Here is a 19584-nt window from a genome sequence, read left to right as displayed (position 1 = left end):
GCAGGTGGTCGCCACCGCGCTCACCGGCCTCGGCATGCACAGCGACGAGGCGACCACAGCCGCGCACGCCACACGTCGGACCTACACCGACCGCACCGCATGGAGCCTCTACCCCCAGGCTCTCGACGTCCTCGACACCCTCACCCAGGCCGGATGGCAGCATGTCCTGCTGACCAACCACGTCCCCGAACTCCCCGGCATCCTCGACAGCTTGGGCCTCACCTCCCGTCTGCGCGCGGTCGTCAACTCGGCCGCGAGCGGGCACGAAAAGCCCCACCCCGAAGCCTTCCGCCTCGCCCGCGCCGCCGCCCCGCCCGGCGCACGCCTCGTGATGATCGGCGACAACCCCGACGCGGACATCAAGGGGGCCACCCGCGCCGGCATCGACGCCATCTGGGTCCGGCGCGACGAACACACCGACGTCCCCGACCTCGCGTCCGCCGGACGCCTTCTCCTCCAACCGGACCCGCTGCCGCGGCAGGCCCGCCAAGATGTCCGGGAAGTACCGCCCTCGCCCACAACTTGCCCCGCGGCCAACGTGATCCGGTAGCCTCACTCCCGTCCGCAACGCGGAAGCCCGGAAGCGCCCCGGCCTGGCGCACCGGAGCACCCGTATGCCCAGCACCGCCCAAGCCGACTGCCTGACCGCCTTCGGCGCCCTCCGCGACGGCGCTCCCGCGAGCGCGTTCGAGATCGGGGAAGGCTGCAACCGCTTCCCGCCCTCCCCGGTCCTCGGCCGCTACCTGTCCGACGTGATGTACCGCCTCGTCCAACGCGGCGCGTTCTCCAGCTACGCGGACCCTTTCCACGGAGGCACCCGGGCCGCGGTCGCCGAACTCCTCGGCGCACACCTGCACATCGGCCTGGAGCCGGCCGACGTCTTCTTCCCCCGCGGCGGCACCGAAGCCATCAACCTGGCCATCGCCCACCTCGCGGCCACCGGCCACGGGCTGGCCCTGCCCCTGCCGAACTACTACGCCTTCGACCAGTCCGCCGTCCGCTGGGGCGCCCCCGTCACCGGCTACTACCGGCACGACGACACCCTCCACTCCACCGGCGCCACAGCGGAGCGCTCCTGCCTGGTCGAGGTCCTGCCCAACGGCATCACCGGCGTCCGCCACAGCCTGCCCGCCGGGCCCGCCCCCGACTTCACCTTGCTGGACGTCCCCTTCCAGATCAGCGCCACCGGACAACCCCCGGGCGTGAAGCTACGAGAGCGTCTGTCCGGCCTGGACCTGCGGGCGAGCGCGCTCATCATCACCGCGTCGAAGGACCTCTCCGTCCCCGGCCTGCGCGCAGCCGCCGTCATCTCCAAGAACACCGCCCTCATGGCCCACCTCGGCCGCGACAACTTCGAACGCATCGCCACCAACAGCAGCCCTGTCGCCGAGATCATCATGGCGCTGTACGCGTCCCTTCTCCCCGTTCAACCGCCGAGGATCCGACAGCCGGGTACTCGGCGTTCAACTCCGGGAGAAGCAAAGCGACTTCCTGCGCTGGGTGCGACACAGCGGCCGGCAAGGGCTCCGGCTCAACCCCGCCGTCGTCCACGGCGGCACCACCGCAGCCTGGCAAGCCCTCTACCCGGGGCGGCAATTCCTGCGGATGAACCTCTCCGAACCGCACGCCGAACTCGACCACGGCCTGAACCTCATCCAGCAGCAGCTGTTCTCCGCCCCGCAACACGCCACCGCCAACACCTGACACCCCACATGGACCACCACCAGACGCTCTGACGGCACACCACGACGACCAAGTCCCCCCGAGCCCGACGGAGAGACGCTTGATCACCTGCCTCAACGGGCCTTTCGACGGCAGCAAGAGCACCACACCCCTCGGACACCTCCAGCGCCTCCTCGACCGCCACGGCGAGGTCTTCCTCGACGAGAAGGGCGCCAGCCGATGACCTCCCCCACCGGGCAGCTGTCCCTGCTCGCCCCCGCCGCGCCCGCACGCAGGCCGGCCGACGACGCCGTGCGACTGCTGCTGTTCAACGCCCAGCACGCCTCCCCCGAACGCTCCCGCCGCCAAGCCGCCTGGCTCGCCGAACAGGACGACGCCGACATCGTCGTCCTCACCGAGGTCTCCCCCACCCACGGCGGCCACGCCCTCGTCACCGCACTCACCGAACGCGGCTACGCCACCGTGATCGCCCCGCAGCCCCACACCCCCGACTACCGCACCGTCATCGCCTGCCGCACCCACAACGCACAAGCCGCACAGACCCCGGTGACGCACCTGCCCCACCGCGCCCCGGCAGCCCACGTCACCATCGGCAGCCACACCCTCGGCTTCCTCGGCCTGTACGTGCCCTCACGCGGCCCCAAAGAGCGCCGCAACCAGGCCAAGCGGGCGTTCCAGGAAGCCGTCACAGAGGCGCTGCCAAAGCTGCCCGCGCTCTTCCCCGGGATGCCGGTGATCGTCGCCGGCGACCTGAACGTCATCGAACGCGGCCACCAGCCCCCGCACCGGGTGTTCGGCGAGTGGGAGTACACGTTCTACGACAGCTTCAAGGACGCGGGCCTGGCCGATGCCTTCCGGCACCTCCACCCAGGCCAAGCCGCGCACTCCTGGTATGGGCGCAGCGGAAACGGCTTCCGCTTCGACCACACCTTCATCTCCGCCGCCCACACCGGCTCTCTCCTCACCTGCGGCTACCGCCACGAGGCCCGCGAGGCCGGCCTGACCGACCACGCCGTCATGACGCTGCACATGGACCTCACCCACCTCCCGTGACCACCGCCCCTCACCCAGACGCGGACAACAGCCGCGCAGAACAGCGAACGTCAGCGTTTCGGTCACTGACGCCCGGTGGGCGCCCCTCGCCCACCAAGGCTCGGTTCAGCCGCTCGCCCGCAAGCTCCATGCCACGTCCGAATTACACGCGTTCGAAGAAGCGAGTTCCTCGTTGAACGCCGTGACACCTCCTCTCCCTCCGAAGGACGCCATGCACCCCACTCCTGATCCCACGCGCCGCCCTTCTCCACGCGAACGGCGGCTCGCCACGAACACATACGGGCTTGGCGACGCCGCTGGTATGACCGAGCGGTCCGTGCCCCTGCCCTCGCCGTTACGGCGGCCCGCCCAGCGCCTGGCTCCTGCGGAGTGGTGGTGGGGTGAGCCTCCCGCTGTCCGGGTTCCGGTCATCGTGCGGCCTGCCCGGATGCAGCGGTGGTGCGCATGAGGTGGCTGAGGAAGTCGGCGCCGTCGGAGAGCGCGATCTCGGATGCGGAGCGGGAGTTGTACGGCGGCAGGCTCCGCTGGGATCAGTCGTTCGTGCACCATGAGGGCGCGCTGACCCGGATGGGGTTCGGGCAGATGGCCTCGGCGCTGCCGCGCATGATGGGCACGGTGCTGCGCACCGCCTGGGAGGCGGACCGGCGGGCGTTGGCCGGTGTCGTGGCGGCGCAGGTCGGGCAGGGGGTGACAGCCGGGTGGGGTCTGGTGGCGGTGAACGGCATCCTGACCCAGTTGTTCGCCGAGGGGCCGACGGCGGACAAGCTGCGCGAGGCGCTTCCGTCCCTGGTGGTGCTGGCGGCGATGTCGCTGCTGGCCGCGGTGCTGACGGCGTGGTCGACGGCGATGTCCGGACGGCTGGAGCCGCAGGTCGAGCGGGCCGTCTCCGCTCAGTACTACCGGGCCGTCACACGGGTAGAAGTGGAGGCGACCGAGCGTCCTGAGGTCCAACGCGTCCTGGAGGCAGGGAAGTTCGGGACCGACTCCGCGCGCAACATGCTCAGGCTCTCGGTGGGGGTGGTCAACGTCCTCATCGGCATGGTGGCGGCTGCCGTCGTCCTGGCCTCGTTGCATCCGGTGCTGCTGCCGATGCTGCTGGCCATCGCGCTGCCCAAAGGGTGGGGTGCGGTGCGCTCGGCCCGCCGCGACTACACCTCGCGGCTGAACTGGGTCGATCACCGGCGCGCGGTGGCCTCGCTGCTGGCGTATCTGACCAGGCCCCATGCGGCGGGTGAGATCCGTGTGCACGCGGCCGGTACCAAGTTGCTGCGCGGGTATGAGGAGATGTCCCGGCAGTCGGAGGCCGAGCAGCGGCGGCTGGCGCGGGCGCAGGCCGCCACCGATCTGGTCGCCGGAGGGTTTTCGGGTCTGGCGTCCTTGGGCTGCTACGGGGTGCTGTGGTGGCTGCTGACCAGCGGTGGACTGCCGTTGGCTGTCGGTGGCACCGCGGTGGTGGCGATCCGCAACTCCACCGCGCGGCTCACTTCCCTGGTCCAGCAGGTCAACCGTCTCTACGAGGAGATGCTGTTCCTCACGGACACCCGGCACGCCACCGAGCTGGCCGAGAAGCACGCCATCCCACAGTCGGGCACACCCCTGCCGGACCCGGTGCAGGCCATCCACGCGGAGAACGTGTCCTACACCTACCCCGGGGCCTCGTCCCCTTCGCTGAAGGGGGTGAGCCTGACGGTCCGGCGGGGTGAGGTGACGGCACTGGTCGGCGCGAACGGCTCGGGCAAGACCACCTTGACCAAGATCCTCGCCGGCCTGCTGCTCCCCACAAGCGGGATGGTGTGGTGGGAAGGGGCGGACGGCGAGCGGGTCGAGATCCGCGAGGCCGACCGTGCGCAGGTCTTCGCCGCCGTCGGGCTGCTCGCGCAGGATTTCCCGCACTGGGAGATGACGGCCGCTACGAACGTGGCCATCGGCGCCGGTGACCGCCCCCGCAACATCGACCGCGTCAAAGAGGCCGCGCAGGATGCCGATGTCCGCGCGCTGATCGAGGGGCTGCCGCACGCCTGGGACTCGATCGTCTTCAAAGGGTACGAGCGCGGTGTCCAGCTCTCCGGCGGACAGTGGCAGAAGCTGGGGAACGCTCGAAGTCGGTACCGGGACGCGCCGTTCTTCCTTGTCGACGAGCCCACTTCGGCGCTGGACCCCCACGCGGAGATCGAAGCATTCGAGGGGCTGTGGACCCTGGCCGACCGCGGTCATGCGGTCGTACTGGTCACGCACCGGCTCGCCGCGACCGCGAAGGCGGACCGCATCCACGTACTCGACCAGGGACTCATCGTCGAACACGGCACCCACACCCACCTCATGGACCACGCGGGCGGCCTGTACCGGGAGATGTTCCGAGCCCAGGCCGCCCAGTACGGGCTCGCCCTGCCAACGGGCGACGCGCTACCGGCGCAGCGAAGCGACACCGACCGGTATGGGGGCGCGGCCGGCTCTGCGGCGACCATCCGGCGCCTCGCCCAGCGGTTCACCGCCCATGACGAGGAGCGGGGGTTGAGCGCGCCGGAGCAGTGGACGCTGCAGGTCCTGAAGTTGGCCGAGGAGACCGGCGAGGCGGCGCAGGCGGTCATCGGCGCGCGCGGCACCAACCCCCGCAAGCCCGTCGCTTCCTGGGACGACGTGCACGCCGAGGTCGCGGACGTCGCCGTCACCGCCCTCGTCTCGCTGGCCCGGATGCGCCCCGGCGACGCCGAGCAGTACCTGCGCCAGCAACTCGCCCTCAAAGCAGCTCCGTTCCTGCCGGACGACGCCGCTTCACAGGCGTGAGCGCGACCGCATCCGACCGGTATTCGACGAACGGTGCGCAATGGGCACCACCGCGCACCTCTGCGGCGGCAACCACACCGGCGAGGTCCCGCCGCTCGACCGCCACCAGGTCCTGCCCCGGCTCCGCCCGGGGCACAGCCGGCCCTGGCACACCACCCCGGCCCCCGACGGGATGCAGATCGCCCAGGCGTGGGGCTGGCTCTTCGCGCCCGACGGAAGGGTGGTGGTCGTCGTCGATCCCCAGAAACGGTGGCCAATGCTCCCCGGCGGCACCGTCGAGCCCACCGACCTCTCCCCCGAAGACACACTGAGGCGGGAGGCCACCGAGGAAGCCCAGGTGACCATCGGCGGGGACATCACCCGGCTGGGATGGGTCCACGACGCGACCGGCGAGGTCTACGGCGGCATCGGAGAATGCGCCCGGCTGCGGCTGGCCGCACCGCTCACCACCGTCGGCCCGGCCGCGGTGGACCCGGCCACCGGCCGGCAGTTCGCCCGCCTCCTCGCCCCCCAGCAGACCGCGGGCCTCATCGGATGGGGTCAACAAGGCTATATCCACGCTGCGTTGGTGGAGAAGATCGCGCACCAGCGATGGGGGATCCCCTACGCCGCGCCATCCCCGATCACCGAACTCCGGGAGCCCCGGTAGCGACCAGGGCCAGACCCTCCGCCTCACCGAGGCCGCTGTCCTCGCCGGACACCAATCGCTGCGCAGGTGGCGCGCCGAGTACCCTGAGAACTGCTGGTGAAGTGGTCTTGTCAGGAGCATGTGTCCTCTCCGGTCCGCCGGTGAACGCTCGTTTCTCCGCTGACTGACCTGGCTGGAGTTTTTGATGGTGAATGGCTACGGCGCCCGGCTCGACAACGTCCTGAGCCACCTGGGCGGCACGTTGCTGGAGGAAGTGGCGGGGCACTTCGACCCCACGGTCGTGGTCACCGATGTCGTCATCGACGACCGTCGAGAGGACGAGCCGCTTCGGCCCGGGGCGGTGTTGCTGTGTGCCGGCGCGGATGAAGAAGACGTTCCGGAGCTGATCGAGCGGGCCGCCGCGAGCCGGGCGGCTGCCGTGGTCCTGCGTGGACCGCTCGTTCTCAAGGCAGGTGTCGGAACTGCTGTCGAGAAGAGTGGGGTCGTTCTGCTCGCCTTGAATCGTGGAGCGTCCTGGACGCAGCTGGTGGTGCTCTTGAGGTCGCTGCTGTCCACCAGCAGCAACAGGGACGGGTCCGAGGAGCTGCTCGCCGGATTCCCTTCGGGGGACTTGTTCGCCTTGGCCAACGCAATCGGTGCCCTTCTCGGCGCACCGATCACCATCGAGGACCGGGACTCGCAGGTCTTGGCATTCTCGGATGGCCAGAGCGATGCGGATCCGACGCGTATCCAGACAGTCCTCGGCCGCGGCGTGCCGCAACATGCCCGGCATGCACAGGAACGTGCTGGCGTATTCAAACGCCTCTACGCCAGTGAGAAACCGATTTTCATTGATACACCGCAGATCGAAGGCGTCGCGGGGCTGCCACGGGTAGCGGTTGCGGTGCGTGCCGGCGATCAAGTACTCGGTGCGATCTGGGCCGCCGTGCCGGGCCCGCTCAGCTCCGAGAAGGAGCGGGTGCTCAGTGACGCAGCAAAGGTCGTGGCGCTTCACCTCCTGCGTCATCGGGTGGGCCTCGATGTGGACCGCCAGGTTCGCGCGGACCTGATGGCCACTGCTCTCGCCGCCGGTCCGGCAGCGCCGGAGGCGATCGAGCGTCTTCGGCTCGCGGGCCGGCAGGTCACTGTGCTGGGCATGGCAGTTCCCGGCACGGCCGCGGCCGGCAGGGCTGATGAGTTCACGCGCCGCCAGGAGCTTGAGCGGACCACCGAGGCCCTCACGTTCCATCTCTCGGTCGTGGCCCCCGGATCCGTAGCGGCCGTGGTCGGCGACGTGGGTTATGCAGTGATTCCGGGTTCTGCATCCGGCGGTCTGGCCGAGAAGGCACAGCGGATCGCGGAGGATCTTTTGCATCGGTCGTGGGACGGACCGGGAAATGTGGTCCTCGGCATCGGTCGCGTGGTCGATTCAGCTCACGCCGCGGACCTGGCCCGGTCCCGCCACGACGCCGACCGGACGCTGCGCGTGCTCCAGCACCACCCCGGGCGTCGCGTCGCACGGTTCTCGGACGTTCAGGTCGATGCGCTACTGCTGGAAATCGGAGATCATCTGCACAACGAAGGCGGGCTTCTCTCTGGACCGATCGAGCGTTTGCGCACCTACGATCACGAAAACGGCACCTTTCTCGTCGACACTCTGTCCGCGTGGTTGGACGGTCACGGAAACGTTCTGGGCGCAGCCGCCTCGCTCGATGTGCATCCGAATACCTTTCGGTACCGGCTCCGGCGAGCTGCGGAGATCGCCGAGATGGACCTGAACGATGCCGAGGCACGCTTCGCCGCGATGCTTGAGCTCCGGCTCAGCCGGGCGGCGCCTCCCTGAGCCCGCTCGCTCTGCGTGCCCCATCGAGGGCTTGCCGCTGACCGTGTCCATCGGTTCGCTCGGTCAGCCGTCCGAGCGGGCCCGAAACACCGCCCGAGGTTCGTTCAGGACATCTTCGGGGCAGCCCGCACTCCGCAGTGCACGTACGGCTCGCCGGTGGGGAGCGTGTAAAAGGTGACCGGTGTCCAGAGCTGCGTTTCCGGCCCCTGGAACGCGAAGAGCGTGTCGGAGACCGGCACCAGGTCGTGCTCCTCCGTGGGCTTCGCCATGAGCTCGGCGAGCGGGCCGGTGAGAGTCTGTCGCAGGCGCAACCCGTCCTCGGTGAGCAGAACCTCCGTGCGCGCCGAGGCTCGCTCGTACACGCCGATGTGCCGTCGCGGGTCCACGACCGGCGGGGTGGTGGCCGGTGCGAACGGCTTCGGTACGGTCACCCCGGCCAGTTCCGCGAAGATCTCCCGGTACAGCGCGTGGTACAGGTCGCGCGGGCTGCCGCCGTTGGTGAGCAGGACCACGGCGAGCCCCTCTTCGGGGAGCAGCCGCAGGAACGCTGACTGGCCGATCGTGCCGCCGTCGTGGCCGATGACCAGGTGGCCGTCCCAGTCGAAGCGGATCCATCCCAGGCCCCACGAGTCACCAAGAAGGTGCTTGTCGGGCAGGTCCGCGTGCTTGTCCGCCATCGTGTCCGCCGATGCCTGCGAGAGCAGTCGCTTCCCGTGCGTGGTGAGGCCGCCGGTCAGATGCAGCCGAGCGAATGCCAGGACGTCCGAGGCGGCTGCGGAGAGCAGGCCGGCCGGACCGACCGAACGCGGCAGCCCCCAAACAGGCGCGGACTCCGGCTCGCGGCTGCCGGAGGAGAGATGGCCAACCGCCGCGCGGAACAACAGCGCCTCCTCCGGCAGCGTGACCGTGTGGCTGAGCCCCAGCGGGGTGAACAACCGCTCGCGCAGCGCGACATCCCAGCTCTTGCCGGTCAGTTTCTCGATCACCCGGCCGGCGAGGACGAACCCCGAGTTGCAGTACGAGAAAGTACATCGTCGCCATCCCGAACACCCCCATGGCCAAGGTCTCGTAGGCCGTGAACGCCACGGTGCTCCGCGCCGACACCATGAAGGTGAGCAGAACTACGGTGACCGTCGCGATGGACACCAGATACCACCGGGCCTTGTCATGGAAGTACCGGTCGAACAGCCAGCCGCCGAGGATGGTCGTTCCGACGGTCACCAGCATCGGGATGGACGCGAGCAGGCCGGTCTGATTCAGCGACAGGTGCCGGGCCTCCAGCAGATAGCTGGGTACCCAGGTGATCAGGCCGTAGCTGAGCATGTTCATCGAACAGAACAGCAAGGCGAACTTCCACACCACCGGGGTCTTCAGCAGTTGCACCCGCGAGATCTCGGGTGCCTGGGTGACGGTGCGGGGAAGCCGGCTGAGCCGGTCCGGCAGCGGCTTCGGCAGAATCGCCCATACCGCGATGCCGACGGCCGCGCCGCACCCCGCCATCCAGAAGAAGGTGTGTCGCCAGCCGACTGCCATCAGCAGCGGTCCGACGATCAGCGGCGCCAGCCCTGACCCGATTCCGCTGGCGGAGAGCATCACGCCGGTGGCGGTCGCCCGGTTCGAGCCGAGGATCTCGTCGCCGGCCCGCACCGCGAGCGCTACCCGGGGAACGGTCATCGTCTCGTCGTGCAGCGGATCGACGTACACGGGCCCGTGTTCTCGATGCAGACGTTCGAAGACACCGTTGCGCGCCAGGCCCAGGGTGAACCGTTCGGGCACCTGACGGCCCAGGATCGTCTCCACACGGGACTGGTCGGCCTCGTCCTGGCGGCCGGAGAAGGCAAGTACCCGTGAGCTGCGGTCCTCGATGGTCACCGGTGCGTCCAGCAGCGCGGCCACCGCGTTGGCCAGCGCGAACAGGTCGCCCGACGGCATGCCGCCCAGCGTCTGGGGCGAGGCGTCCCCGACATCCCCCTCGATGAGCAAGGTGCGGAGCATGGCGGCGATCTGGGCCCAGGAGGCCCCACGGGTGAGTCCGAGCAGGGTGACGCCTGAGCTGTTGGCCGCTCGCCGTATCTCCGCCGTCGAGGCGAACGGTGACCGGACGACGAGCGCGGCTGCGCCCTTGCGGCCGAGGTCGTGCAGGAGGCGGACCACTTCGTCAGGTTCATGGACCCCCACCCCCAGCACGATGGCCTGCGCGGGAAACTCCGACTCGTCCAGCGGGTCGTGGATGACCACCCCGCTCAGTTGCCGGCGCGGGCTGCGCCCACCGGCGATCGACTCCAGCAGCACGTCCCCGAGATCTTCGAGAACGCGTGCCAGGGTTGTGTGCGGCTTGCCAGGCACCGGTGTCAGCCCCCTCAGGCAACGGTGGGCCGATCGGGACCAGTTGGTCCGACCGGACCGGATTACACAGCGGATCGGGCCTGTGCTATGAACCGAGCCATGTCGTCGAGGTAGTGGCCTCCGCCAGCCGTCCCGGAATCGGGGTGACGCCGAGTCCTGGGCCCTGCGGCACGGGCAGGTGGCCGTCCCGCAGGATGAAAGGTTCGGTGATGTCGGCCCGGTAGAACCGGTCCGACGCCGAGGTGTCGCCGGGCAGCGTGAACCCTGGCAGCGAAGCGAGCGCGACATTGGCCGCCCGCCCCAGCCCGGTCTCGATCATGCCTCCGCACCACACGGGGATCCCATGGGCGGCGCAGACGTCGTGCACGCGCCGGGCCTCCAGGTAGCCGCCGACCCGGCCGGGCTTGATGTTCACGATGCGGCATGCCCCGAGCGTGATCGCGTCGGCAGCCGAACGGGCGGAGACGATCGACTCATCGAGGCAGACCGGGGTGCGCAGATGGCGGGCCAGCTCGGCGTGGCCCAAGAGGTCTTCCTCGTCCAGGGGCTGCTCGATGAGGAGGAGGTCGAACGGGTCCAGTCGCTTGAGCTGGGACACGTCGGACAGGGTGTACGCCGTGTTGGCGTCGACTTGCAGCAGCAGCTCGTCACCGTAGCGCTCCCGCACCGCGCGCACCGGCTCGATATCCCAGCCGGGTTCGATCTTCAGCTTGATACGCACATAACCGTCGTCGAGGTATCCGCCGACCACGTCCACGAGTTGGGGGACGGAGTCCATGATGCCGACCGAAACACCACAGGACACGGTGTCCCGAGTCGAACCCAGGGCGGTGGCGAAGGACAGGTCGTGGGCGCGGAGTTCGGCGTCCAGCACGGCCATCTCCAGTGCGGCCTTCGCCATCCGGTGCCCTTTGTATTTCGCCAAGCGGGGCGCGACATCACTGGCGGTGACCTCGCCGGCCGCCATCAGGGCCGGCACCAGGAAGTGCCGCAGCACGTGCTCGGCCCCGTCGACGTACTCCGAGGAGTAGACCGGTCCGCCCATCGTGACGCACTCGCCCCAGCCCTCGGCCGTCGGCGTCACGACGCGCACGAGCAGCAGTTCACGGACGTCCTGCGTGCCGAACGATGTCCGGAACGGTGCCACCAAAGGCATCTTGATGCGCAGGAGTTCCACACCATTGAGTTTCACACCACGGGGTGTCACGACGACTGCTCCCTTGAGACCACATACCAGCCGGCACGATCGAATCCGACGACTTCGGCTTCCTCCGCCATCAAGCCGCTCAACACCCCTCGCAAGGCCACACGCCACGCCTGCCCGGCCTCGGGGTCCGTGCGCCGGAGCGCTTCGATGTCAGGCGGTACGGCGACCAGCACCACTGGCCCGCCGGCAGGTCCGCCCAGCGGTCCCCCGTCAGGTGCGACCGACAGGGCAGCGCTCGCACCGCGCTCCCGCAGCGCTGCGGCGTCGGCCTGGGCCGGCTCACCGAGCGCAGCCGCGGTGGCTGCCGGGCCGGAGAGCTCCCACCGGACCATCAGCCGGTCGGTGTCACCGACTCCGTTGATACCGTCGCGCATCGGCCCGTAGAAGTCGGTGAGATACCGCGCCGGGACGGCGGCGAGCTTGGCGAGGTTGAAATAGGCGTTGCGCCGCACCAGGGGGTCGAACGTCCAGGTCACCTGCGTGACGCCCTGGCGCAGCGCCCAGGCCCGCTGGTGCAGTTTCAGAGCGAACCCGATTCCGCGCCCGATGCCTTGCTGCGTCACTCCGGCGATATGGCTGTGCAGGCTCGCTTTCGCCGGGCTGCCGAAGAAGCCGAGGCAGGCTCCAAGAAGCTCGCCCCCGTCCTTGTCGTAGGCGCCCGCGACATAGTTTCCCGCCGCGGCCATCGCCCGCAGGAGCTCTGTCGTCACCGGCCGGCCACCGGGGCCCGGCTGCCAGATGGACGCGAAGAGCCGGGACACCCGGGTCAGGTCGGAGACCTCGGCCAGGTCCTGGACCTCAACCCTCACCGTCGCTGCCGCGGTGGCTGCTGCGTCCAGTGCGGACGCGCTCACGGCCGGGGCAACCGAACCGGACACGTGCGTGGCAAGATCTGTCACTGGGCTGTCCTTTCCGGGCTCACCGGGCGGGCCACCGTGGTGATGCACCGTGGTCGTCCGCCGCATTCGCTGTGGGGCACGGAGTTCCTTTCGCCAGCACGGCGTCGATCAGGGCACCGAGCAGTGCGGTGCGGCGGGGCAGTTCGGCGACGATGACGTGTTCGTCGTCCGCATGGGCCCCGCCGCCCACAGCGCCGAGTCCGTCCAAAGTGGGGATCCCGAGGCCGGCGGTGAAGTTCCCGTCCGAGGCACCGCCGACCGCGGCGGCGGTGAGCGTCCCGAGGCCGAGCTCGGCGGCGCGCGATGCGGCGAGGTCGAACAACACTGATGACGCCGTGGCCTGCAGCGGTGGTCGGTTGATGCCACCCGAGATCCGGATTCGTGAGCCCGTCAGCACCGGCCGGAGGCCACGCAGCGCGTCGTCGACTCTCTGTTGCTCCGCCTCGTCCCATACCCGCACGTCGACCGCCATTCCGGCGTGGGCGGGCACGGTGTTGGTCGTGGTGCCGGCGGAGAGCGCGGTCGGTACGACGGTCGTGCCGCGTCCGGCGTCGGCGAGTGCCGCCACGGCGAGGATCTGGTGCGCGATCTCCACTGCGGCGTTCACCCCCTTCTCCGGTTCGAGCCCGGCGTGCGCGGCCCGGCCGTCCACGTCGATCCGGTAGAGCGAGACGCCCTTGCGGCGGCACTTGAGCGCTCCGCCGTCGGCCGACGCCTCCAGCACGAAGACCGCGTCGCAGCCGCGCGCCTCCTCCTCGATCAGCCGTCGCGACGTCGGCGAGCCGATCTCCTCGTCACCGGTGATCAGAATCGACAGCCCCGCCGGTGTGCCTGCGACCGCAGCCGCGTGCAGGGCCATGACGACGCCCGCCTTCATGTCGAAGCAGCCGGGCCCGCGCAGAACTCCGTCCCGCACCGCATACGGGTGTTTCTCCAGCGTTCCCTCGGGCCACACCGTGTCGTGGTGTCCGAGCAGCAGGACACGGGGTGCCCCGCCGAACCGCCATCTCAGGTGCGTGCACCCGTCGACCACGAGGCGCTCGGGCTTTGTGGCCAGCAGCCTGTGTCCCAGCGTCGCGACGGCGTCGGCGCTGCGGGCGACGGCCTCGTGATCGGATGACGGCGACTCGCACCGGACCAGGAATTCGATGTCCTCCAATAGGTCCCGCACGGCCGCATCGCGCCTCGCCGTCATCGCGGCTCACCTCGCAGCGGCTGCCCGGGGAGCGCGTCGGCCTGCAATGCGCCCGCACTGACCACCTGCACCCCGCCGACGAGCAGGTACCGGACGCCCACCGAGGGCCGCGTGGGATCGAAGTAGGTGGCGGCATCGGTGACCGTCGCGGGGTCGAGGACGACGATGTCGGCGTCCGCGCCGATCCCGAGATGGCCCTTTGTCCGGGCTCCCGGTGCGACCTCGTCGAGGACGCGCGCCGGCAGGTGGGCGCACCGCCGGAATGCCTCCGGCCAGTCCCAGGCGCCGCTCTCCCGGACCATCACCCGCAGCGTCTTGGCGAACGTCCCCGCCGTGCGGGGGTGTGTGGTCCCTCCGGGGGGCAGCGGCCACACGGTGCTGTCGCTGCTGCCGTCAGGCCAGAAGACGGGCATGGCATCACTGGCGACGATGGCGTCGGGGAAGGCGAGTGCCTGGTGCAGCATCGCCCGCTCGCGCGGGTCGCTCTCGTTGAGGAACTCCAGGATGCAGGGCGCCCCGGGGTCGCTCTCGCGCAGTTGGCGCAGCCGGCCGTCATCGGCGATGCGCTCTCCCGATGCGAGCATCACGACGCTGGACGCGGAAAGGCCCTTCATCCGCAGCCGTTCAGCGTCGAGGAAGGCGGCGCCGATTGCGGTGCTGCCTGCCCCGTACGGGTACGCCTCGACCGTCACGCGAGATCCGGACCGGCGTGAGTTGTCCAGTGCGCCGAGTACTCGGTCGATGTGGTGGCCCGAAGTGCTGTTGACGTGGCAGTGGTGCATCGCGGCACCGGTCTCGGCCGCGACGATGGCGATCTCCTCGGAGCCGTCCGCGGGTGTGCCGGGATCGACCTCCACCAGCTCGCGGACGTGGGTGTACGTCGGCACGCCGGCCTTCGCGGCGAGCCGGGCGACGGCCAGGAACTCGGCAGGCTCACTGTGGGGTGCGTATCCGAGGAGGACTCCGATGCCCAGCGCTCCGCCGGCCAGCTCGCCTTCCAGCAGAGCCAGCCACTGGGCGAGTTCACGACCGGATGAGGAGCGCTGCCACGCGGGATTCCCCAGCACCGCGAATCCGCTCGTCACCCGTGCGTCGGGCTCGATGCCGGCGAGGACCTGTGCCCGGGCGCCGCCCCACGAGGCGGAAAAGCCGTAGTGCAGCGGGCGTCCGGCCGCGGCTGCCTCGGCGTACGCCCGTCCGATGGGCATCAGGCCCGATTCCAGGTCGAGTGCCGTCGTCACGCCGTCCAGGGCCTGCAGCCGTTGCCCGGCGATCGAGTGCACGTGGCTGTGCAGGTCGACGAACCCGGGGCCGACGACGAGGCCCGCGACGTCGAGGACCGCGCATCCCGGCGGCGCGTCGAGTCCGGGGCCGACGGCGCTGACCACGCCGTCGGTTACGAGGACGTCAGCGACAGCGTCGAGCCCGGTTCCCGGATCAATGACACGGCCGCCACGCAAAAGAGTCTGCATGCCTTCGTCTCCTCGTCGAGGTCGCGCTGGAGCACCTGCTGGTCTCCGGGTGCGACCCTAGGAGGAGACGCGGGCGCACGGTTCGTCCAGGCCGACGAATCCATGCGGCCCCTTTCGTTCTGCGCTACGAACTCGGCGCCCTGGGGCGCTCCTGACGGATCTGCGTGGCTTCGATGCGGCGGTATGGCGGTTCCGTGCCTGCAGTTCCTGGCGGAACGTTCCCAAGTACTACGCCACTTCATGAGGGGGCGAGCGGGCCGGCGTAGGTGATGAGCTTCCGGTCGGCCACGAAGGAGAGACTTTTGTAGAGGCCGAGTGCGCCCGTGGGGTTGGCGGTGTCCACCACCAGCTCCGCACGGTCGTATCGCTGTCGGCCGGGCGGCCTGCAGCGTGCTGGCCAGCAGTGCGCGGGCCGCGCCCTTGCCCCGGTGGGCAGGCCGGGTGCCGAGGTGGCCCACGGTGCAGGTCCGGTATCCGGTGGCCGCAGTATCGGCGACGTACTCATCGGCAAGGAGATAGGCACAACGGCGGCTCCCCGCACCGGTGCGGTGCACAGGACACGCGACATGGTGAACCAGTACCGGCACGGAGTGAACCCCATCCCCTCGGTCAGCGCCGCAAGGCCGGCGTTGGCGGCAGCCCCGGTGAGCAGCAGCTCACCGGGCACCTCGGCACCACACTCCGCGTGCATCGCCCGCATCCGCATCCGCATCCGCATCCAGCCGATGACCTCCGTGCCCAGGCCCCGGCGCCGCCACGCGGGATCGACGGCCCCGCTGGTCTCAAAGCGCAACACCCCTCGCACCAGCTCCGGCTTGTACACCAGGGCGTACGCCACCAACCGCACGCCCTGCCATACACCGATCGCGTTCTGGGCCAGGTCGAGCTTGGGGTCGGCCGCATTCCTCACGGATATCGGCCGCGTCACAGCGCACGCCCGTGCAGTCGGCACGCTCAACCTCGTCCCGCAGACTCACAAGGGCGGGAATGTCCGCCACGCTGAGTGGTTGAAATGTCATATCCATCTCCGTAAAACATGAGAGAGAGCTCCGCCTTGGCTACGCAGCCCGCCGCCGGCCCATGATCCGAACTGTGCTCTTCGAGGGGGGCTACTGGCGCCCGGAGGCCGCTTCTGCGGGGTGGCTGCGGAGCAGTGCGCGAGCAGGCAGGGCGGTGGCGGCGAGGCCCAGGGTGAGGGTGCCGGCGCCCAGTGCGAGCGCGGCGCCGACGGGCACGTGGGGTGCGGCGCCGGTGAGCCCGCGGGTGAGCGGCACGAGCGTGGTCCAGGCGATGCCGGCCCCGACCAGGAGTCCAGTGGCACCCACCAGAAGTGCCTCCCAGCGCATCATGCGCCGCACCTGTCCTCGGGTGGTGCCCGACAGTCGCAGCAGGGCGACTTCGCGGCGGCGGTCGAGCACGGTCATCACGAGGGTGTTGGCTGCGGCGATGGCGGCGAACCCGCCGAGGACGGCGGCCATCACATTGTTGGCCCAGGCGCTGAGTTGCTGGCTTTGGCCGGTCTGCACCGCATACCCGTCCGCATCGGTGACCGTGACCGTGCCGTTGTGCCGGCCGATTCCGGCGAGCTTGCGCGCGACGGCTTCGTGATCGGCTCCGGGGGCGTCGCGCACAAGGACCTGGGTGTCGTAAGCATGGGTGACATGGCGGGCGACGGCGGCGCGGGGCAGCAGGATCTGGCCCACTCCCAGACCGCGTCGGTAGGTGGCGACCACGGTGGCGCGTACCTGCGTGCCGTCACCGAGCCGGAACGGGATGCGGTCTCCGGTGGTGACGTGCAGCTTCTCGGCGAGGGCGGCGTCGAGAGCGACGCTGTCCTGTGACTCCCCGAGGGCCTTGAAGGATCCGGTGGATATGCCGAGATCCAGCACGTCGGACAGGTGGGCGGGGTTGCCGGACACCCCCAGGGCGGTGGCCGACGCGAGCGTGTTGCCGGAACGGTAGACGGCCCCGGTGTGGAGGACTCCGGTCGCGCTCGCCACCCCCGGGATGCGGGATGCCTCCCGGGCGGTGTTGGCGGGCAGCCCGGGGCCGCTCGTGCCGACCACGTGATCAGCGACGACGGCGCTGCGCACATTGCTGGCCGACGCGTCGGCCACCGACGTCTGCATGAACACCAGCGTCCCGCAGAAGGCGATGACCATCACGATCGGTGTGATGGCGGAGGCCAGGCGGCTCGCCTGGGCCTTGGTGTTGTCGGCAGCCAGGGTGCCAGGCGCTCCCGCCGCTCCCGTCCGCAAGGGCAGGCTGAAGAGTCCCGTGAACGTACGGGCCAGCAGCGGGCCCAGCAGCGCGACGGCCACCAGGAAGGCCATGACCACACCGAGTCCGGTGTTGGCGGCATCTGTTCCGTTCATGCGGGCAGCGATAGCTGCCAGCCCGATACCGCCGGCCAGTGCGACCAGTCCCAACAGGATGCGGGCCGCTCCCGGACGGGCGCGCTCCAGGGCGGCCTCGCCCAGCGCCTGGCTGGGGCGGAGCTTGGCGGGCCGTCGTGCGGCCAGATGACCGGCGCCCAGCGCGGACAGCAGACCGATGCCGAGGGCGGCCAGCATCGGCAACGCCCCCACGTCCAGGGTGACTTGGCCGGGCACGGAACCGCGCTCGACCATCTGGTCGAACCACCAGCGGGCCAAGGCCAGGCCGGGCAGGATACCCAAGACGGTGGCGGCCGGTGCGAGCAGCATCGCCTCGGTGGCGATGGTGCGCCGGATCTGGCGCGGGGTGGCGCCGATCGCCCGCAGCAGGGCGAATTCGCGGGCGCGCTGGCCGGTGGCCAGGGCAATGGTGCCCACCACCACGAAGACCACAGTCAGGGCGGCGATGCCGCCGAATGAACCGCCCAGGCCCATCAGACTGCTCTTGCCCGAGCTCAGCTGCGGCACCTCGGCAATACCCCGGGCGTCGCCCGTCAGGACCTCGGCGCGGCTGCCCACGGCCTGGCGGACCTGCTGGGCGAGCGCTTCGTCGTCGACGCCGTCGCGTGGCTGGACGGCGATGGCATCCGCCAGGCCCGGGTGCCCGGACAGCTCCTGGGCCTCATTCTCCGCGAACCAGGCAGTCGCGGCGCCGGATCCGCCGGGCGCAAGGCCGGAGACACGGTAGTGCCCTTCACCGGAGGGGGAGTTGAGAGAGATGCGGTCGCCGGGGGAAAGGTGTGCGGCACGCGCGGTACCGGTGTCCAGGACGACCTCCCCCGCGCCAGGGGCGCGGCCCTTGGCCGGCTCGCGGGAGCCGGTGGCGACACCGAGGGCGGCGAAGTTCCGCCCGGTCAGCGCCTGCGGCCCGCCCTTGGAAAGGTGCTGCGGCTGGAGGGGGAAGGAAATGTCCGGCACGGCGTCGGCGCCGCTACGGTCGTGGATGCGCGCCGCCAGGGAACTGTCCACGCGGCTGCGCTCGGGCAGGGCCGACTTGGCGGTGTCCTGCTTGTCACCGTGCTGGAAGCTGATGCGGGCGTAGGGATCGGCAGCGACGACCACGGGGGTGTGGGCGTAGCGCTCCGGGGTGACGTGCGCGGTGATGCCGCTCTGCAGCAGGGTTCCGCAGGCGGTGACGATCGCGGCGCCCAGCAGCAGCGCGATGAAGCTGCCCACGAAGGAGGCAGGCCGAAAGCGCACGGACGCCCGTGCGAGACCGTTCATCATGCCGCGCCCCCCGTGCCCCGGGCCTGGGACGTCGCGGTGAGGGCCACCATGCGGTCGGCCACCGTCTGCGGGTGGGGACGCAGGAGTTCGCCGGCCAGGTTTCCGTCGGCGAGGAAGAGCACGCGGTCCGCGTGCGAGGCGGCCACCGGATCGTGCGTGACCATGACGATCGTGGCCCCCATCGCGTCGACCGCCCTGCGCAGCAGGACGAGAACCTCATGGGCGGAGCGGGTGTCCAGCGCGCCGGTCGGCTCGTCGGCGAACACCACCTGAGGGCGGGTGATCAGGGCGCGTGCGATCGCCACACGCTGCTGCTGCCCGCCCGAGAGCTGGCCGGGCCGTCGGCTGCCGTGCTCGGCGAGGCCGACCTCGGTCAGCAGTTCCTGGGCCCGGCGCCGGTCCTGGCGGGCCCCCGCCAGCCGCTGCGGCAGCAGCACGTTCTGAGCAACGGTCAGCGACGGCAGAAGGTTGAAGGACTGGAACACGAACCCGATCCGGGAGCGCCGCAGCTTGGTCAGCCGGTCCTCACTCAGCGAGGTGATCTCCTCGCCGCCCAGCAGCACCTGCCCCGCATCGGGCCGGTCCAGACCCGCCGCACACTGCAGGAACGTGCTCTTGCCTGACCCGGACGGGCCCATCACCGCGGTGAAGCTTCCCTGCGCCAAGGACAGGTCCATGCCCCGCAGGGCACGGACCGCAGCGCCGCCCTTTCCATACGAACGCGTCACCGCGCGCAGTTCGATCGCCGGGGGACCTCCCCGCTTTTCGGCCCCCGTACGGTCGTGCTGCCAGTCCATAGTGTGTCTTCCGTT

At 70.3% G+C, this 19584-nt stretch carries 15 protein-coding genes and 1 pseudogene; 7 read left to right on the top strand and 9 right to left on the bottom strand.

Translation table 11 applies throughout. The features are described from left to right. Nucleotides 1-4 precede the first annotated feature (4 nt). From ACGFNI_RS32565 to ACGFNI_RS32535, 7 genes are all read left to right on the top strand, one after another. Nucleotides 5-550: an HAD family hydrolase gene (locus ACGFNI_RS32565; protein WP_393688834.1), complete on the top strand. Its 546-nt coding sequence runs from the start codon at nt 5-7 to the stop codon at nt 548-550. 64 nt (nt 551-614) lie between these two features. Further along, the gene (locus tag ACGFNI_RS32560) at nt 615-1736 is read left to right on the top strand and encodes an aminotransferase class I/II-fold pyridoxal phosphate-dependent enzyme (RefSeq protein WP_393688833.1); all 1122 of its coding nucleotides are present in this window, start codon (nt 615-617) and stop codon (nt 1734-1736) included. Nucleotides 1737-1783: 47 nt separating this feature from the next. After that, nucleotides 1784-1906 carry a hypothetical protein gene (locus ACGFNI_RS32555; protein ID WP_393688831.1) on the top strand — a complete coding sequence of 41 codons (123 nt, stop codon included), beginning with the start codon at nt 1784-1786 and terminating at the stop codon, nt 1904-1906. After that, nucleotides 1903-2736 (top strand): endonuclease/exonuclease/phosphatase family protein, encoded by an 834-nt coding sequence (locus ACGFNI_RS32550; protein WP_393688829.1) that lies wholly within the window; start codon nt 1903-1905, stop codon nt 2734-2736. Before ACGFNI_RS32555 ends, ACGFNI_RS32550 begins: the two co-directional genes overlap by 4 nt. Nucleotides 2737-3180: 444 nt before the next feature. Next, nucleotides 3181-5520: an ATP-binding cassette domain-containing protein gene (locus tag ACGFNI_RS32545; RefSeq protein WP_393688827.1), complete on the top strand. Its 2340-nt coding sequence runs from the start codon at nt 3181-3183 to the stop codon at nt 5518-5520. A gap of 40 nt (nt 5521-5560) precedes the next feature. Next, nucleotides 5561-6169 (top strand): NUDIX domain-containing protein, encoded by a 609-nt coding sequence (locus ACGFNI_RS32540; protein ID WP_393688825.1) that lies wholly within the window; start codon nt 5561-5563, stop codon nt 6167-6169. Between the two features lie 184 nt (nt 6170-6353). Continuing rightward, nucleotides 6354-7991 (top strand): PucR family transcriptional regulator, encoded by a 1638-nt coding sequence (locus ACGFNI_RS32535; RefSeq protein WP_393688823.1) that lies wholly within the window; start codon nt 6354-6356, stop codon nt 7989-7991. Between the two features lie 104 nt (nt 7992-8095). On the opposite strand, the gene ACGFNI_RS32530 is transcribed toward ACGFNI_RS32535, so the two are convergent. From ACGFNI_RS32530 to ACGFNI_RS32490, 9 genes and pseudogenes are all read right to left on the bottom strand, one after another. Continuing rightward, nucleotides 8096-8977: a serine hydrolase domain-containing protein gene (locus tag ACGFNI_RS32530; protein ID WP_393688821.1), complete on the bottom strand. Its 882-nt coding sequence runs from the start codon at nt 8975-8977 to the stop codon at nt 8096-8098. Between the two features lie 76 nt (nt 8978-9053). After that, nucleotides 9054-9584, bottom strand: a pseudogene (locus ACGFNI_RS32525) (MFS transporter); the annotation flags it as partial. A gap of 838 nt (nt 9585-10422) precedes the next feature. Continuing rightward, nucleotides 10423-11529, bottom strand: coding sequence for an o-succinylbenzoate synthase (gene menC, locus ACGFNI_RS32520; RefSeq protein ID WP_393688873.1), 1107 nt, complete (start codon nt 11527-11529; stop codon nt 10423-10425). Between the two features lie 11 nt (nt 11530-11540). After that, nucleotides 11541-12398, bottom strand: a complete 858-nt coding sequence (locus tag ACGFNI_RS32515; protein ID WP_393688819.1) for a GNAT family N-acetyltransferase — start codon at nt 12396-12398, stop codon at nt 11541-11543. 64 nt (nt 12399-12462) lie between these two features. Further along, complete coding sequence (locus ACGFNI_RS32510) at nt 12463-13638, bottom strand: M20 family metallopeptidase (RefSeq protein WP_393688817.1); 1176 nt, start codon at nt 13636-13638, stop codon at nt 12463-12465. Further along, nucleotides 13635-15110 (bottom strand): amidohydrolase family protein, encoded by a 1476-nt coding sequence (locus tag ACGFNI_RS32505; protein ID WP_393688815.1) that lies wholly within the window; start codon nt 15108-15110, stop codon nt 13635-13637. Before ACGFNI_RS32505 ends, ACGFNI_RS32510 begins: the two co-directional genes overlap by 4 nt. A 238-nt stretch (nt 15111-15348) precedes the next feature. Beyond that, nucleotides 15349-16020, bottom strand: coding sequence for a hypothetical protein (locus tag ACGFNI_RS32500; protein ID WP_393688813.1), 672 nt, complete (start codon nt 16018-16020; stop codon nt 15349-15351). A 199-nt stretch (nt 16021-16219) separates the two neighbouring features. Next, nucleotides 16220-18772: an FtsX-like permease family protein gene (locus ACGFNI_RS32495; protein WP_393688811.1), complete on the bottom strand. Its 2553-nt coding sequence runs from the start codon at nt 18770-18772 to the stop codon at nt 16220-16222. Continuing rightward, nucleotides 18769-19569 (bottom strand): ABC transporter ATP-binding protein, encoded by an 801-nt coding sequence (locus ACGFNI_RS32490; RefSeq protein WP_393688810.1) that lies wholly within the window; start codon nt 19567-19569, stop codon nt 18769-18771. Before ACGFNI_RS32490 ends, ACGFNI_RS32495 begins: the two co-directional genes overlap by 4 nt. Nucleotides 19570-19584: the final 15 nt, after the last annotated feature.

This window comes from Streptomyces sp. NPDC048644, from assembly GCF_043199105.1.
Taxonomy (GTDB): domain Bacteria; phylum Actinomycetota; class Actinomycetes; order Streptomycetales; family Streptomycetaceae; genus Streptomyces.
The sequence above is the reverse complement of the archived record's forward strand: the minus strand, read 5'-3'. Positions and strand labels throughout refer to the sequence as shown.